Here is a 16,814-nt window from a genome sequence, read left to right as displayed (position 1 = left end):
CCCAACCCCCCATAAGCCCCCCGCCCCCCCCCGGGTTTTCGAGGCGGTCGGCGTGGCCCTGTCCGCGTTGCCGGTGAATGCGCGCTTCGCGGTGGCGTTGAGCGGCGGCGTCGATTCGAGCGTGCTGCTCGATGCGGCGGTGCGTGTCGCGGGTGCGTCGCGTTGCATTGCGTTGCATGTGCATCACGGCCTCAGCGCTCACGCCGACGAATGGCTCGCGCACTGCGAGGCGTTTGCGCAAGAACGCGGTATTGAATTCGCAGCGCAACGTGTCGACGTGTCGCGCGGGCAGGGCATGAGTGTCGAAGCGGCCGCGCGCGATGCGCGTTATCGCGCGCTGGATGCGATGTGCGCGGCGCACGGCGTTCACGCGTTATGGCTCGCGCAACATGCAGACGATCAGGCCGAAACCGTGCTGTTGCAGTTGCTGCGTGGCGCGGGTCTGGCGGGTCTGGCGGCGATGGCGCCCGAGTATCTGCCGGCGGGCACTTCGGCGCTGCGTGTGCGGCCGCTGCTGCATGTGTTGCGCGCGCAACTCGAGCAGTATGCGAACGCTCGCGATCTACGCTATATCGACGACGAATCGAACGCCGATACACGCTATGCTCGCAACGCATTGCGTCACGAGGTGACGCCGGCGTTAGCGGTCCACTTTCCTGGTTTTCGCGATGCGCTCGCGCGCACGGCTGCGCATGCGGCTTCGGCGCAGCGTCTGCTCGACGAGCTCGCGCGTATCGATATGAATGCGATAGCGCGTGATGAAGGCCGTGCGCTATCGCACGACTTGCTGCTGGCACTCGACGACGAGCGTGCGCTAAACCTGTTGCGCTACTGGATGCGCACGTTGGGTCTCGCCACGGCATCGACTGCGCGTTTGACCGATGCGTTGCGCCAGTTGCGCGAAATAGGCGCGGCAGGCGAGGGCCATCATCTGCGTGTCGATCATGCGGGGCAGGCGCTGCGCAGTTACCGCGACCTCGTCTACTGGGAAGCAGGCGACAGCAGCGAACCCGCCGACGAAACGGCGCCGCGCGCGCGCGCGGTCAGCGAACTCGCGTGGCAGGGCGAATCGATCTGGCGTTTGCCGCAATGGCGCGGGACCTTCGTTTTCGCCGACGTCGATACAGATCCTGATGCTGGTGTGTCGGATGAAGGCGCCGCATCGTCGAACGATACCGACACGATCCCCGTCAGCGTGTTGCGTGCGGCAGTGCTGAGCGCACGTTCGCGCAGCGGCGGCGAGCGCATGCGAATCGGCGCGGCACCGAACGCCCCGAGCCGTACGCTGAAAAACCTGTTCCAGGAGCGCGCGGTGCCCGCCTGGAAGCGCGACGTGCCGCTGCTTTATATTGGCGACGCGTTGCTGTTCGTGCCGCTTCTCGGCGTAAATCGTGCGGCGCTACCCGAATTGCACGATGCCGCCGAACCCCGCATCCGGATTCTCTGGCGCGAAGATCTGCTGATCGCCTGACCGGCCGGTCGGACGTCTGAATGATCCAGCCGGTGAATTCCGAAATAATGCGCACAAGCTGAGCGGACAAGCGTTTGCGGCACGTGAACTGCATCATTTGCCGGGCCTTCTGGCTTGTCTTTTTACGCCCGATCGGGTAATTTAACTTGTTTGCCCGACCCGATTTCGCCGTCGCTGCCGTCGCCGCTGCCGGTTTTTCGAGCGTGATCCGTCGTGTTCCGGTAGCCACTAGCGATCATTCCCGGGCAAATCCGCGCGTTTCTACGCGTGCTGCATTTACGCCGCCACACACTTTGCCGTCGTTCACAAGACGTTGCGCTCCTGTGCTTTTGTGCGGTCGTCTCCAGCGCGCCAGCGCGGTTTATCCTCCAGTTCAGAACGACAATGGCACTCATCGTACATAAATACGGCGGCACCTCGATGGGCTCGGTCGAGCGCATCAAGAACGTCGCCAAGCGCGTCGCGAAATGGCACAAGGCTGGCCACAAGTTGGTGGTCGTGCCGTCGGCGATGTCAGGCGAAACCAACCGTTTGCTTGGTCTCGCGAAAGAAATCACGGGTCAGCCGAGCCCGCGCGAACTCGACATGATCGCCGCGACCGGCGAGCAGGTCAGCTCCGGCCTGCTGGCGATCGCGCTGCAAGACGCCGGTGTCGACGCGGTCAGCTACGCGGGCTGGCAAGTGCCGGTCAAAACGGATAGCGCGTTCACGAAAGCGCGCATCAGCGAAATCGACGGCGAGCGCGTGCTGCGCGATCTCGACGCGGGTAAAGTCGTCGTGATTACAGGCTTCCAGGGCATCGACCCCGAAGGCAACATCACCACGCTCGGCCGCGGCGGTTCGGATACGTCCGCTGTGGCAGTGGCCGCTGCGCTGAAAGCCGACGAGTGCCTGATCTATACGGACGTCGACGGCGTCTACACGACCGACCCGCGCGTGGTGGAAGAAGCGCGCCGCCTCGATCGTGTGACGTTCGAAGAAATGCTGGAAATGGCAAGCCTGGGTTCCAAGGTGCTGCAGATCCGCTCGGTGGAATTCGCCGGCAAATATCAGGTGAAGACGCGCGTGCTGTCGAGCCTGACCGATCCGCTCATCCCGCTCGACACCGAAATGACGTCGGGCACCCTGATTACTTTTGAAGAAGACGAGACCATGGAAAAAGCAGTCATCTCGGGCATCGCGTTCCAGCGCGATGAAGCTCGTATCGCCGTGATGGGTGTGCCCGACAAGCCGGGCATCGCGTATCAGATTCTCGGCCCGGTGGCGGACGCGAATATCGACGTCGACATGATCATCCAGAACCAGAGCGTCGAAGGTAAAACGGCGTTCACGTTCACGGTCGGCCGCGGCGACTATCAGCGCGCGATGGACATTCTCACGGGCCAGGTGAAGGGTCACGTGCAGGCCGAACAGGTGCTGGGCGATCCGAAGGTGTCGAAGGTGTCGGTGGTCGGCGTCGGCATGCGTTCGCACGTGGGTATCGCGAGCACGATGTTCCGCACGCTGTCGGAAGAGGGCATCAACATTCAGATGATCTCGACCTCCGAAATCAAGATTTCCGTGCTGATCGACGAAAAGTATATGGAGCTCGCGGTGCGCGCGCTGCATAAGGCGTTCGAACTGGATCAGGCGTAACGCGTAATTCGCCCTTCGACGCGTTTGGTCGACGAACAACGGGGCGCACATGTGCGCCCCGTTTGTATTTCGGCGACCGCAGTTGAATACCGTAGTTGAATAAATTGCGCGGCGATGACAGAACTGGCACAAAAAGTGTGTCCTGGACATTGACCTGTGCGGTTCGGCCCGCTATTATCTTGGCTTCGTTGCGCTGACTCCCTGCGCAACCGAAAGTTTGGGAGACGTGGCCGAGAGGTCGAAGGCACTCCCCTGCTAAGGGAGCATCTGGGCCAAAACCTGGATCGAGGGTTCGAATCCCTCCGTCTCCGCCAGAAGTGGTAGAGAGAACCCCGCAGAGTCTAGGCTCTGCGGGGTTTTGTTTTTTCTGCGGTGAAATGCGCTCTTTTCGACAGAGGGCAGCATGTCGTGGCGTTGGCCGTACTGATGGACTGTCGGATTGTCGCGTGCGTCCGACGAAGCGGGTGATGGATGCACTGATTAGCTCGCATGCACGTGCGCCAAATGATTCGTCATCCTACTAATTTTATCCTGCTGTCGGCTCCTATAAATTCGGCCGCGCGATCGACACCCAGTCGACTCATTATTCGCGCGCCCGCTCAACGCCATTACAACCCCATGACTTTCTCACCCAGTCTTTGTCCGATGTAACGAGACGTAACGTGGGGGCCCTACACGCGATCTTATGCATCAGTTATTACAAACTTGAAATACGCGCGACACTCCCTTGCGCTATATTTCGGCCACAACACATTCTTCAAAAGGGTGATCCATGAAGTCCGCTCGTCTTGTCCCACTTGTGATCGGGGTTCTCGCGCTGGGCGCGTCAGGTGCTGCAATGGCCGGCGGGCTCAACATCGGTGTCAATATCGGCATTCCCGCGCCCGTCTACGTCGCACCGGCTCCGGTCTATGCACCGCCGCCCCCCCCGCCGCCGCCCGTCGTGTATCAGCCGGCTCCGGTTTACTACGGCGGCCCCGCCATCGTGATCGGCTGGCATGGCGACCGTTACTGGGACGGCCGCCGCTACTGGGGGCGTGATGACTGGTATCGCCATCATCCGCCGGGTCGTTACGACTACGGCCGTGACCACTACGACAATCATCGCGGCTGGCACTGAGCGTCTCACGCGTTGGTCGATGTAGTTGCAGGAAAAGAAGCCGCCCGAACCGTCCGAAGAGGGCGGTTTTTTATTGCGCGTTTGCCGGCGATTGCGTCGCGCGGTGCCACGTCCACTGAGGTTTTCGCAAGGTTATTGGGTAGAATTCCTTCACTCGGTTTTCATCCTCTGACAACAAGGCCTCCATGACAACTGGCTCGCGACGGGTTCCAACGCCTCATGCACTTCGCTGCAGCGTGCTTCATACACTCTCGCGTGTCGGTTCCGGATTCATCCAGCGCTCAAGTCGCTCCGCGCGTGCCGGCGTCGGCGCGGTCTACGCCGCCGCAGCGCTAGGCAGTCTGCTGGCCGCCCCGCAGGCTCACGCGGTCTACGCGATCGCGCAATACGGCGAGCCCAAATACCCGGCGGATTTCAAGCACTTCGACTACGTCAATCCCGATGCGCCGAAGGGCGGCACGCTTGTGCTGGCCAACCCGAGCCGCCTCACCAGCTTCGATAAATTCAATCCGTTCACGTTGCGCGGCAACACCGCGCCCGGCGTGGGCGACCTGTTCGAAAGCCTGACCGTCGGCAGTAGCGACGAAGTCGCGTCGGCGTATTGCCTGCTCGCCGACGACATCGCCATCGCGCCCGACGGCCTGTCCACCACGTTCCACATCAATCCGCGCGCGCGTTTTTCGAACGGCGATCCCGTCACCGCGGACGACGTGAAGTACTCGCTCGACACGCTGAAAAGCCCTCAAGCCGCGCCGCAATTCGCGTCGATCTTCGCCGAGATCAAGGGCGCGGTGGTGGTCGATGCGCATACGATTCGCTTCGAGTTTCGTCAGCGCAATCGCGAGCTGCCGTTGCTGGCCGGCAGCATGCCGGTGTTTTCGCACAAGTGGGGTTTGCGGCCGGACGGCAGCCGAATTCCGTTCGATCAACTGGCGTTCGAAAAGCCGATCGGCAGCGGCCCGTATCTGATCGATCAATACGACAATGGCCGCACGATCAGCTTCCGGCGCGACCCGAATTACTGGGGCGCCGCGCTGCCGGTTCGCGTCGGCACGAACAACTTCGAGCGCATCGTCTACAAGCTCTACTCGGATAGCGTCGCGCGTCTCGAGGCGTTCAAGGCAGGCGAGTACGACGCGATGGTCGAGTACGTCGCGCGTAACTGGGTGCGGCGCGACGTCGGCAAGAAATTCGACAGCGGCGAGTTGATCAAGCGCGAATTTCCGCAACATAACGGCACCGGCATGCAGGGCTTCATGCTCAATTTGCGCCGGCCGTTGTTTCAGGACGTGCGGGTGCGCAAGGCGCTCGATCTCGCGCTGGATTTCCAGTGGCTCAATCGTCAACTGTTCTTCAACCAGTACACGCGCATCGACAGTTTCTTCGCCAACACGGATTTGCAGGCGAAGGGTTTGCCGTCGGCGGGCGAACTGGCTTTGCTTAACCCGTGGCGCGCGCAACTCGATCCGGCCGTGTTCGGCGAGCCGCCGAAGCAACCGGACACGAATCCGCCGGGTTCGTTGCGCGCCAATCTGTTGCAGGCGCGCGCGCTGTTGCAGCAGGCCGGCTGGACCTATCGCGACGGCGCGTTGCGTAACGCGAAAGGCGAGCCGTTCCAGTTCGAGATTCTCGACGATTCCGGCTCCGAGGCCACGATGGCGCCGATCGTCGCGACGCTCACGCGCAATTTGCAGAAGCTCGGCATCACGGCCACCTTCCGTGTGTCCGATTTCGCGGTGTATCAGAAGCGCCTCGACAGTTTCGACTTCGACACCACGACGATCCGCATGCCCGACGTGCAGGTGCCGGGCACCGAGCAGATCGATCGCTTCGGCAGCAAGGCTGCCGATACGCAGGGCTCCGATAACGTGATCGGCCTGAAGTCGCCGGTGGTCGACGCGGTGCTGCGCGCGCTCGTGCAGGCACAGACGCGCGAACAACTGGTGGACGCGACCCACGCGCTCGACCGTCTGCTGATGCATGGCTACTATGTGATTCCGCACTGGTACAGCGCATCGCACCGGATCGCTTTCAAGCGCGGGCTTGCGTGGCCGAAAACGCTGCCTCTGTACTATGCGGCGGAGGGCTGGATCACGTCGACGTGGTGGTTCGCCGATCCGCAGACGCAGACGCAGGCCGCGTCGCAACCGCCAGCGCTCAAGCAAACGCACAAGCCGTAACGTCCATTCACTCACTGCCTTCGCACCGGAACGCCGCCCATGTGGAGTTACATCCTCAAACGCCTGCTGTTGATGATTCCGACGCTGCTCGGCGTACTGACGCTGACCTTCGTCGTGATCCAGTTCGTGCCGGGCGGACCGGTCGAGCAGATGCAGCACGAACTGCGCAAAGGCGCGGAAGGCGGCTCGCCGTTCGGCCTGCGCGCGCATAGCGGCGTCGACGCGCAGCAGATCGCGCAACTGAAAGCGCTGTACGGTTTCGACAAGCCACCGCTCGAGCGCTACGGTTTGATGTTGAAGCGTTTCGCCACCTTCGACCTCGGCCAGAGCTACTTCCGCCACCAGAGCGTGTGGGCGTTGATCGTGTCGAAGCTGCCGGTGTCGATCAGCATCGGCTTATGGACCTTCTTTCTCACGTATCTGATATCGGTGCCGCTGGGCATCGCGAAAGCCGTGCGCAACGGTTCGCGTTTCGACGTGGCGACGAGTCTCGTCGTGCTGATCGGTTACGCGATTCCCGGTTTCGTGCTCGGCGTGCTGCTGCTCGTGCTGTTCGGCGGCGGCACTTTCCTGCAACTGTTTCCGCTGCGCAATCTCACGTCGGATAACTGGGCGCAGTTGAGTGTGGCCGGCAAGATTCTCGACTACCTGTGGCATATCGCGTTGCCGATCACGGCGTCGGTGGTGGGCAGCTTCGCGGTCGTCACGATGCTCACCAAAAACGCGTTCCTCGACGAAATCCGCAAACAATACGTGCTGACCGCGCGCGCCAAAGGTCTGTCCGAAAAGCGCGTGCTCTGGAAGCATGTGTTCCGCAACGCGTTGCTGCCGTTGATCGTCGGTTTCCCGGCCGCGTTCATCGGCGCGTTCTTCACCGGCAGTCTGCTGATCGAGACGCTGTTTTCACTCGACGGGCTCGGACTGCTGTCGTATGAATCGGTGGTGAGGCGCGACTATCCGGTGGTGCTCGGCACGCTGTATCTGTTCACGCTGATCGGTCTTGCGACCAAGCTGATCTCCGACCTTTGCTACGTGTGGGTCGATCCCCGCATCCAATTCGAACAACTGGACCGCTGATGAATCGAGCCCGTCTCCCAGCCGATGCGGCGCCGCGCACCGAACCGGCCCGCGCGTTCGTCTCGCCTTCGCCCGCGCGCCGCGTGTGGCGGCGTTTTCGCCAGCAGCGTCTCGGCTACTGGAGTCTGATCGTTTTCGTCGTCGCGTTCGCGGTGAGTCTTGCCGGTCCGCTGTGGTCGAACGACAAACCGCTCGTGGTGCGTTACGAAGGGCAACTGTATTTCCCGCTCTTCAAGACCTATTCGGAGACCACGTTCGGCGGCGATTTTCCGACGCCCGCCGATTACCTCGACCCGTACATCAAGCATCGTTTCGACGCGCCCGGCAATTTCGCGCTGTACCCGCCGAACCCGTACTACTACGACACGCTGAACTACTTTTCGAAGGCGCCGAATCCGGCGCCGCCGTCGCGCGACAACTGGCTCGGCACCGACGACCGCGGCCGCGATCTGCTCGCGCGTTTGCTGTACGGCTTTCGCGTGTCGGTGGAATTCGCGCTGGTGCTGACGCTGATCGGCACCGTGCTCGGGATCGCGGCGGGCGCGGTGCAAGGCTTCTTCGGCGGACGGACCGATATCCTGGGCCAGCGGCTGATCGAAATCTGGAGCGCGTTGCCTGAGCTCTATCTGCTGATCATTTTCTCGTCGATCTTCGAGCCGGGTTTCATCCTGCTGATCGTGCTGTTGTCGCTCTTCGGGTGGATCGGTTTATCCGACTACGTGCGCGCCGAATTTCTGCGCAACCGCAATCAGGACTACGTGCGCGCCGCACGGGCGATGGGTCTGTCGAACTGGCAGATCATGTGGCGCCACGTGTTGCCAAACAGTCTGACGCCGGTCATCACGTTCCTGCCGTTTCGCATGAGCGGCGCGATTCTCGCGCTGACGAGCCTCGATTTTCTCGGACTGGGCGTGCCGCCGCCTACGCCGAGCCTCGGCGAGTTGCTCGCGCAAGGCAAAGCGAATCTCGACGCATGGTGGATCTCGCTGTCCACGTTCGGCGTGCTGGTGGCGATGCTGTTGCTGCTGACCTTCATGGGCGACGCGCTGCGCAACGCGCTCGATACCCGCATCTCCGATGCGATGCGTGCCGGAGGCAACCAGTGAGCGCCAGCCTGAAAAACGACGCGAGCATGAAAGTCGCGCAGCCATTGCTGGAACTCGATCGCCTTCACGTGACGTTCGGCGACACCGTCGCGGTGAAGGACGTCACGCTCGCGATCCAGCGCGGCGAGCGGGTCGCGCTGGTCGGCGAATCGGGTTCGGGCAAGAGCGTGACCGCGCTATCGATCCTGCGCCTCTTGAGCGACGCGCAGGTGAGCGGGGCGATCCGTTTCGACGGCGAAGATCTGCTCGCGAAAAGCGAGCGCGAGATGCGCGGCCTGCGCGGCTCGGATATCGCGATGATCTTCCAGGAGCCGATGACCGCGCTCAATCCGCTCTACACGATCGGCGACCAGATTGCGGAAACCATCGTCGTGCATGACGGCGTGAGCGCGAGCGAGGCCCGCAAGCGCGCGGTGGCGCTGTTGGGGCGTACCGGCATCCCCGAGCCCGGCAAGCGCGTGAACAGCTATCCGCATCAGCTCTCGGGCGGTCAGCGGCAACGCGCGATGATCGCGATGGCGCTCGCATGCCGCCCGCGTCTTCTGCTCGCCGACGAGCCCACCACGGCGCTCGACGTGACCATTCGCGCGCAGATCGTCGAGTTGCTGCTCGAATTGCAGCGCGACGAAGCCGAGACGCGCGGGATGGCCGTGCTGCTGATCACGCACGATCTGAATCTGGTGCGCCATTTCGCGCAGCGCATCGCGGTGATGGAGAAGGGCGTGCTGGTCGAGAGCGGCCCGGTCGAGCAGGTGTTCGAGTCGCCGCAGCATCCGTACACGCAGCGGCTGCTCGCGAGCCGGCCGGAGCGTACGGTGGTGCCGGTGCTGCCGATCTCGCCGGTGCTGCTCGAAGCGCGCGACGTATCGGTCGATTTCAGGACGCGGCTGCCGGGCTTCAGCGGCTGGTTTGGCGCCGGGCGTTTTCGCGCGGTCGCGGATGCGAGCATTTCGGTGCGCCAGGGGGAGACGCTCGGCATCGTCGGCGAATCGGGTTCGGGTAAGTCGACGCTCGCGATGGCGCTGCTCGGTCTGCAACGCACTGCGCACGGCGAGATCGAGTTTCAGGGCAGGGCGCTCGGCAGCTATCGGGGCGCCGAACAGACCGCGTTGCGCTCGAATCTGCAAGTGGTCTTCCAGGATCCGTTCAGTTCGCTGTCGCCGCGCCAGACAATCGAGCGGATCGTCGGCGAAGGACTCGCGCTGCACCGGCCGCAGATGACGCCACAGGCACGGCGCGACAAGGTGGTGTCGGTATTGCGCGAAGTCGGACTCGACCGCACGGTGCTGTATCGCTACCCGCACGAGTTTTCCGGCGGCCAGCGGCAGCGGATCGCGATCGCCCGCGCGCTGGTGCTGGAGCCGCGCATCCTGATCCTCGACGAACCCACCAGCGCGCTCGACGTGTCGATCCAGCAGCAGGTGCTCAAACTGCTCGCCGGGTTGCAACAGAAGTACAACCTCGGCTTCGTGTTCATCAGCCACGACCTGGCCGTGATCGGGGCGATGGCGCATCGCGTGGCGGTCATGCAAAACGGTTCCATTGTCGAAAGCGGCGAAGTCGAGAAAATTTTTGCGACCCCGTCCCACCCTTACACTCGAAAGCTGCTGGAAGCGGCGCTGGACCATTGATTTTTCACCCTTTCACCAATTGGGTGCGTGCGGCGATTGTATTTTTCTATTTGTTTTGACACGTGAATACTTACTGGCTAGTATCGACCAAACTTTTTCCGTATCCCACTGATTTTTAGGCAAAAACTACCGACCAATGCAGCACAGAAATCTCACCCAGGCTTGCACGCGCGTCGTCGCCGGGATGTTCATTGGCGTCTTGATCGCAGCAGCACCCGGCGCTTTCGCCGACGAAGTCAGCAGTTCGAATCAGAATGCGTCACTCTCGACCTCCAGCGGGTCGAGTTCGTTGTCCCTCCTGAACCCGCAAGCAGCCGCGCCCGATAGCAGCGGCGGCGCCAAATCGTTCCTGTCCGGCATGGCCGGCAAAGCGGGCGACGTGGTGGTCGGCGCGCTGAACATGATCGGCGTGCGCTACCGTTGGGGTGGCAACACGCCGGATTCGGGGCTCGATTGCAGCGGCTTCGTGCGCTATGTGTTCCAGGACACGCTCGGTATGGCGCTGCCGCGTCGCGCTGAGGAAATGAGCCGCGTCGGCGAAAAGGTTCGCGTGAGCGACCTGAAGCCGGGCGATCTGGTGTTCTTCAACACGATGCGCCGTACGTTCTCGCACGTCGGCATCTATATCGGCGACAACAAGTTCGTGCATTCGCCTTCCACGGGCAGCACGATCCGCGTCGACGACATGGATAGCGGCTACTGGGAAAAGCGCTTCACCGGCGCACGCCGGATCGAAACCTCGTACCAGGAAGGTGAAGATTTGCGCAAGCGCGTGAATGCGACGCTCGGCGGCAATCAGTAATTGATCTGCGGCGCGTCCGTTCCGACGGGCGCGACAAAAAAGCCTGCTTCGGTTTCGAAGCAGGCTTTTTGCGTTTGGTGGTGTGTTTGCTGACGCAACTGCGGCGTGGTGCTTACGCCGCCACGCGGCTCGCCGCCAGCTTGCGTTGCAACTCCGGCATCATCTTCGCGACTGCTTCCTCGCCCGCGAGAATCGCCGCGTTGCGCTGCGAGAAATCGCTGCCGCTCATCGCGGCCAGATTCGGACGGATCACGATGTCGGCGTACTTGTCGAGTTCATAGGCCTTGATGGTCTGGCCCATGATCGTGAAGGTCTGCATCAGCACGTCGAACGAGCTGGCCGTGAGGCCGCTTTCCGGGCGCTGCGAGATGTCGACGGCAATCACGAAATCCGCGCCCATCTTGCGCGCGAACGAGGCGGGCACCGGACTCACCAGACCGCCGTCCACGTACTCGTGTCCGCCGATCTTCACCGGCTCGAAAATCGACGGCACACTGCACGACGCACGCACCGCGATGCCGGTGTTGCCGCGCTGGAACAGGATCGGCTGACCGGTCTTCAGGTCGGTTGCGACCACGCCGAGCGGTTTCACCATCTTTTCGATCGGCCGGTTGTTGAGTGTCGTGTTCAGGTAGTTCTGCAGCGCAACCCCTTGCAGGAAACCGCGCGTGCGAAACGGCATCGCCCAGTCGCTGATCGACGCTTCGTCCATCGTCAACGCGAGTTTGTTCAGCGCAAAACCGTTCATCCCCGATGCGTACAGCGCGCCGACCACCGAGCCGGCGCTCGTGCCGGCCACCAGGTCGACCTGGATGTTGCGCGCCTCGAGCGCCTTGATCACGCCGATATGCGCGAAGCCGCGCGCGGCGCCACCGCCGAGTGCCAGCGCGACGCGCACCGGCCGCTGCGGTTTGTCGAGCGGCGGGGTGGTCGAGGACGGCGGCGCGGTGGCGATCGGCGTGTTGTCGGTTTTGCTGCCCGTCGTGGTGCAGGCGGCCAGCACGGCGGAGGCGGCGGCCAGCGAAAAGTTGCGGCGGGCAAGGCGAGGGGATGACGGTTTCAACGGGTTCTCCAGCAACGGCGCAGGCGGCGCGATCGACGTGCGCGCCGTGCCGCGATCAGGCGGATAGTCAAACGGGGAGGCGCCCGGCGGCGAGCGCCGTTTATCGGGGCATGCGCTGCGGTTCTATCCGAGCCGCGGCGCGCGCACATCATAAATCAAAGCGTCGCGCACACGAGAGCCCGGTAACGAATCGTTGCAGAGGAAGCGTTCGGGTGCTCCCCGGCCGTTGCCTGGGCCTCGCGTTGCCGCGCATCAGCCGCGCCCCTGGCCATTCGGACGAGGGCGGGCGATACGCTCCCGGAAGGTATAATTCGGCTCTCTTATTTATTTCCCTCGTGTCCGTGCATGGCGTCTGTCTGCCGCACGGGCGCGGTCCGCTGCCGCGCTTCGCTGGTTATGTTCGCCACGGCGCCGGCGCCTGTTTTCCGAGTAACCGCTAATGACCACCTCCGTTCGTACCCGTTTCGCACCGAGTCCCACCGGCTTCATCCACCTCGGCAACATTCGCTCCGCGCTCTATCCGTGGGCGTTCGCGCGCAAGATGAAAGGGACCTTCGTACTGCGGATCGAGGACACCGACCTGGAGCGTTCCACGTCCGAATCCGTGGACGCGATTCTGGAAGGCATGGCGTGGCTCGGCCTCGATTTCGACGAAGGCCCGTTCTACCAGATGCAGCGCATGGACCGTTATCGCGAAGTGCTCAAGCAGATGCAGGATGCGGGCCTCGTGTATCCGTGCTACATGTCGACGGAAGAGCTGGACGCGCTGCGCGAACGTCAGCGCGAAGCCGGCGAAAAGCCGCGCTACGACGGTACATGGCGCCCGGAACCGGGCAAGGTTCTGCCGGAGCCGCCGGCGGGCGTGCAGCCGGTGCTGCGTTTCCGTAACCCGCTGACCGGCGTGGTCGCGTGGGACGACGCGGTGAAGGGCCGCATCGAGATCTCGAACGAAGAACTCGACGACCTCGTGATCGCCCGCCCGGACGGCACACCGACCTATAACTTCTGCGTGGTGGTAGACGATCTCGACATGCGTATCACGCACGTGATTCGCGGCGACGACCACGTGAACAACACGCCGCGTCAGATCAACATCCTGCGCGCGCTCGGCGGCGAGCCGCCGGTGTATGCGCACTTGCCGACCGTGCTGAACGAGCAGGGCGAGAAGATGAGCAAGCGTCATGGCGCAATGAGCGTGACCGGCTATCGCGACGCGGGTTTTCTGCCGGAAGCGGTGGTCAACTATCTGGCGCGTCTGGGCTGGTCGCATGGCGATGCGGAGGTCTTCACGCGCGAGCAATTCGTCGAATGGTTCGATCTGGACCATCTCGGCAAATCGCCGGCGCAATACGACCACGACAAACTGAACTGGCTCAACGCGCACTACATCAAGGAAGCCGACAACGCGCGTCTCGCGGAACTGGCCAAGCCGTTCTTCGCGGAATTGAATATCGACGACGCCGCGATCGCGCAGGGCGCCGATCTGACGGCGGTGGTGGCGTTGCTGAAGGATCGTGCGTCGACGGTGAAGGAAATCGCTGAAAATGCGGCGATGTTCTATCGCACGCCGGCGCCGGAAGCCGAAGCGCTCGCGCAGCACATTACCGACGTTGTCCGGCCCGCGCTGGCCGATCTGGCCGTCGCATTGAAAACGGTCGAATGGACCAAGGAAGCGATCGCCGCAGCATTGAAGGCGACGCTCGGCGCGCACAAGCTGAAAATGCCGCAACTCGCGATGCCGGTGCGGCTCGTCGTGGCGGGCACCACGCATACGCCGTCGATCGATAGCGTGCTGATGCTGTTCGGTCGCGAGGTTGTCGTGAGCCGTATCGAAAAAGCGTTGAGCTGAGCGTGTTCCTGTGGACCTTGAGAGGGTTTGCATGCGACTTGTGAAAAAAGTCGCATGCAATTGCTCAAAGGGTCTTTACAAAGCGCAAATTGGCCTCTATCATCTCGTTTCTGTTCTGCAAGGGGGGTATAGCTCAGCTGGGAGAGCGCTTGCATGGCATGCAAGAGGTCAGCGGTTCGATCCCGCTTACCTCCACCATCAGAACATTATTGATGTGCCGCAGACAGCCACTGAAGTCCGAAAAGCCCTGAGAAATCAGGGCTTTATCTTTTTCCGCTGTCCTCTTTCTTCCGCCTCGTTCCGGCGTGTTCCTGCATTTGCGTGTACCCGACGGCGTACCCCAAAATGGGTTTGCCGCCATTCTCGATTTCGGGGTACACCGCCATGGGCCTACTCACTGATCGTCAGATCCAGTCCGCTTCGCATCGTCCCACAGAATATTTCCTTTCTGACGGGGAAGGGCTGTTCCTTAGGGTACGTCCGACTCGTAAGGTATGGATCTACCGCTACAAGCAGGATGGCCGGGAGGTCAAACTCGGTTTGGGGCGGTATCCCGTAGTTTCCCTGGCCGTGGCCCGCCAGAAGGCGCGCCAACTGGCCGAGAAGAGGGCCAATGGCGTTGACCCCAAGCAGGATCGTCGGGCGGCGCAGGAGCGCGAGCGGATTCAGCGGTTGAATACGTTCGAGGCAGTCGCGCGCATCTGGCACGCGCAGGCGAACAAGGACCGGACCTGGTCTAAGCACTATGCCGACAAGGTCATTCGAGCGCTGGCGCTACACGTGTTTCCGTGGATCGGGAGACATCCGATACCATCGATTCTCCAGACCGAGATTGTGCGGTGCCTGCACCGTATCAAGGATCGCGGGAATTTGGAGACCGCACAGCGCGTAAAAGGGTATGTGGTGGACGTGTACCAGTACGCCGCGGATACCGGTGTACTTGAGCGTGGGCAGAATTTCATGACGGGTGCTACAGGTGGATTGCCTGCATCGCGGGGGCGCAGCTATGCCGCTATCACCGACCCCAAGCGCTTGGGCCAACTGGTAAGAGACATCCGGGCATATAACGGAAACATCATTACGCGCGCAGCCCTGCAGCTTGCTCCGATCGTATTCCAGCGGCCCGGTCAGCTCCGTTTTGCCCATTGGGAGGATATGGATCTTGATGCAGCGATCTGGACTTGCCCACCAGAAAAAATGAAGATCCGTGAGTGGAGAAAGCAAGATACCCGGACGCCACCTCATTTAGTCCCCTTGCCGAGTCAGGCGGTGGACCTTTTGCGAGATATCCAACCTTTGACCGGACCGATTGGGCCGATCTTTCGCAATATGGCAAGGCGTTCTGAAGGCTCTCGCTATATGAGCGAGAATACGGTCAACAGCGCACTACGTGCGCTGGGCTATGACACGCAAGAAGACATCACTGGCCATGGGTTTCGGGCGACGGCGCGAACCCTGATTCGCGAGTATCTCGGTTGGGACCCGGACGTAATCGAACGGCACCTTGCGCATGGTTCGGACGAAGAACTGGGAGATAGTTACGACAGGGCGACGCTCTTGGAGCAACGGAGATATATGGTCCAGGCTTGGGCGGACTTGCTCGACGCGTTGGCAGAAGGGAAGGTTCCCGCTCTTGTCAGAAAATTTGGCAAGATGACAGCCGATTTCGTCGAAGTTTGAAGAGGGTTGACTGCGGCATGATCGAATTCACCCAGATTACCGAAAAATATCAGCCACCCTATATCGAGAAGCATTTCAGCTCTCTTGAAGGGCTACACATGTTCTCGGTCCAATTCTTCAAAGACGTCGCAGAGATTTATGATGTGCTCACACGGATGCGCAACGTCGAGCGTAATCCAACCGGATATTCGATCGATGACGCGCCTATCCTCGGGCTCCTCGTCCGCATCTGCAAGCTCCTCAAAGAATGCGTGAAGTATCACGAACAGGATAACGCCGAGGTTATTGCGATCTTCGAGCGCCCTCTCATCGAAGCGACGACGATCGCCAGCTATCTGATGCTGAGCGGCGTCGCCGCGATCGAGGATTACCGCAAGTGTTCTTATAAGGATCGACTCAGGGTTCTCAGGGAATTGGAGAGCGGATCAGCCTTCTTTTACACGAAGGCGGGGAAGCGTTTGCTCGCCGCCGTCAAAGATAAGATGGATTTTGAAGGCCTGACCAAGGACGACTTTGCGGAACAGAAGAAAAATAAATGGCAGCTTCAGGGCAAAAGCTTCCGGGACATTTTCGCTGAGATCGAACACGACGAGCTCTATCCAGCCACCTATGGGATGATGTCTGAATCAATCCACGGCTCTTGGAACGAGTCTATGGATTGGGGATTGGTGCGCAATGATGACGGGACATTCTCCGCCTTCACCGACTACCATCCCGCTGACATCAGGTACGTGACGCCGATTGTAAATTTTACGATCAAGTCTTTCCGGCTGTGGCTCCAGCGTATCGACTTATATGATGATAATTTCAAAGGTACGATGGACTGGATTGAGCGGGTAAATACCCGTTTGTTCCACACATTTGATGGCCTGTATGACGGTGAGTACGATACCAAGAAAACTAAGAAATCTTAGCCTGATTTTTCCGATTTAGCCTGTTCGCTCTTGTACTCGGTGGCATGGAATGTAAGGTCGAACACGAGCGGATATATAAATTTGGCTGTCACGCAGGGGCGCGCGTTCGAGTCCTCCGTCTCCGCCAGTCGATGGTTAAAAACCCCGTAGAATCAACGTTCTACGGGGTTTTTGTTTTTTACGACCTACAAATCAACCATCAAAATTGCGGCGGATTTTACAAGCCGTTATCGGTGCCTTCCGGAATACGTACCGAGTGATGCGGGTCTTTTTTGAGCCCTTCGCA

The 16,814-nt window shown here is 61.3% G+C and carries 12 protein-coding genes and 2 tRNA genes; 13 read left to right on the top strand and 1 reads right to left on the bottom strand.

The features are described 5' to 3' along the window. The 9 genes from tilS to PQQ51_RS33120 all read left to right on the top strand — a co-directional run. The coding region (tilS, locus tag PQQ51_RS33160; protein WP_408501422.1) for a tRNA lysidine(34) synthetase TilS at positions 1-1,471 on the top strand (1,471 nt) is incomplete at its 5' end. Positions 1,472-1,855: 384 nt separating this feature from the next. Next, positions 1,856-3,106 carry an aspartate kinase gene (locus PQQ51_RS33155; RefSeq protein ID WP_408501421.1) on the top strand — a complete coding sequence of 417 codons (1,251 nt, stop codon included), beginning with the start codon at positions 1,856-1,858 and terminating at the stop codon, positions 3,104-3,106. A gap of 220 nt (positions 3,107-3,326) precedes the next feature. After that, positions 3,327-3,420 (top strand) — tRNA-Ser (locus PQQ51_RS33150). A 458-nt stretch (positions 3,421-3,878) separates the two neighbouring features. Continuing rightward, positions 3,879-4,226, top strand: coding sequence for a hypothetical protein (locus PQQ51_RS33145; protein ID WP_408501420.1), 348 nt, complete (start codon positions 3,879-3,881; stop codon positions 4,224-4,226). Positions 4,227-4,411: 185 nt separating this feature from the next. After that, positions 4,412-6,406, top strand: coding sequence for an extracellular solute-binding protein (locus PQQ51_RS33140; protein WP_408501419.1), 1,995 nt, complete (start codon positions 4,412-4,414; stop codon positions 6,404-6,406). Between the two features lie 39 nt (positions 6,407-6,445). Then, on the top strand, positions 6,446-7,483 hold the full coding sequence (locus tag PQQ51_RS33135) for a microcin C ABC transporter permease YejB (RefSeq protein WP_408501418.1): 1,038 nt from the start codon (positions 6,446-6,448) through the stop codon (positions 7,481-7,483). Beyond that, positions 7,483-8,589 carry an ABC transporter permease gene (locus PQQ51_RS33130; RefSeq protein ID WP_408501417.1) on the top strand — a complete coding sequence of 369 codons (1,107 nt, stop codon included), beginning with the start codon at positions 7,483-7,485 and terminating at the stop codon, positions 8,587-8,589. Before PQQ51_RS33135 ends, PQQ51_RS33130 begins: the two co-directional genes overlap by 1 nt. Positions 8,590-8,615: 26 nt before the next feature. Further along, positions 8,616-10,220: an ABC transporter ATP-binding protein gene (locus PQQ51_RS33125; RefSeq protein WP_408501423.1), complete on the top strand. Its 1,605-nt coding sequence runs from the start codon at positions 8,616-8,618 to the stop codon at positions 10,218-10,220. Positions 10,221-10,356: 136 nt separating this feature from the next. Continuing rightward, the gene (locus PQQ51_RS33120) at positions 10,357-11,022 is read left to right on the top strand and encodes a C40 family peptidase (RefSeq protein ID WP_408501416.1); all 666 of its coding nucleotides are present in this window, start codon (positions 10,357-10,359) and stop codon (positions 11,020-11,022) included. A 112-nt stretch (positions 11,023-11,134) separates the two neighbouring features. Here PQQ51_RS33120 and PQQ51_RS33115 read toward each other — a convergent pair whose 3' ends face one another. Continuing rightward, complete coding sequence (locus PQQ51_RS33115; RefSeq protein ID WP_408501415.1) at positions 11,135-12,085, bottom strand: patatin-like phospholipase family protein; 951 nt, start codon at positions 12,083-12,085, stop codon at positions 11,135-11,137. Positions 12,086-12,524: 439 nt separating this feature from the next. Here PQQ51_RS33115 and gltX point away from each other — a divergent pair, with 439 nt between their 5' ends. From gltX to PQQ51_RS33095, 4 genes are all read left to right on the top strand, one after another. Continuing rightward, positions 12,525-13,934 carry a glutamate--tRNA ligase gene (gltX, locus tag PQQ51_RS33110; RefSeq protein WP_408501414.1) on the top strand — a complete coding sequence of 470 codons (1,410 nt, stop codon included), beginning with the start codon at positions 12,525-12,527 and terminating at the stop codon, positions 13,932-13,934. A gap of 122 nt (positions 13,935-14,056) precedes the next feature. Continuing rightward, positions 14,057-14,132, top strand: a tRNA-Ala gene (locus PQQ51_RS33105). 147 nt (positions 14,133-14,279) lie between these two features. Continuing rightward, positions 14,280-15,614, top strand: coding sequence for a tyrosine-type recombinase/integrase (locus PQQ51_RS33100; RefSeq protein WP_408501413.1), 1,335 nt, complete (start codon positions 14,280-14,282; stop codon positions 15,612-15,614). Between the two features lie 17 nt (positions 15,615-15,631). Then, a complete protein-coding gene (locus tag PQQ51_RS33095) occupies positions 15,632-16,528 on the top strand; it encodes a DUF5677 domain-containing protein (protein WP_408501412.1) in 897 nt (298 codons plus the stop codon). The last annotated feature ends 286 nt before the right edge of the window (positions 16,529-16,814 follow it).

The organism is Paraburkholderia xenovorans (assembly GCF_046030735.1).
GTDB classification, from domain to species: domain Bacteria; phylum Pseudomonadota; class Gammaproteobacteria; order Burkholderiales; family Burkholderiaceae; genus Paraburkholderia; species Paraburkholderia xenovorans_A.
The sequence above is the reverse complement of the archived record's forward strand: the minus strand, read 5'-3'. Positions and strand labels throughout refer to the sequence as shown.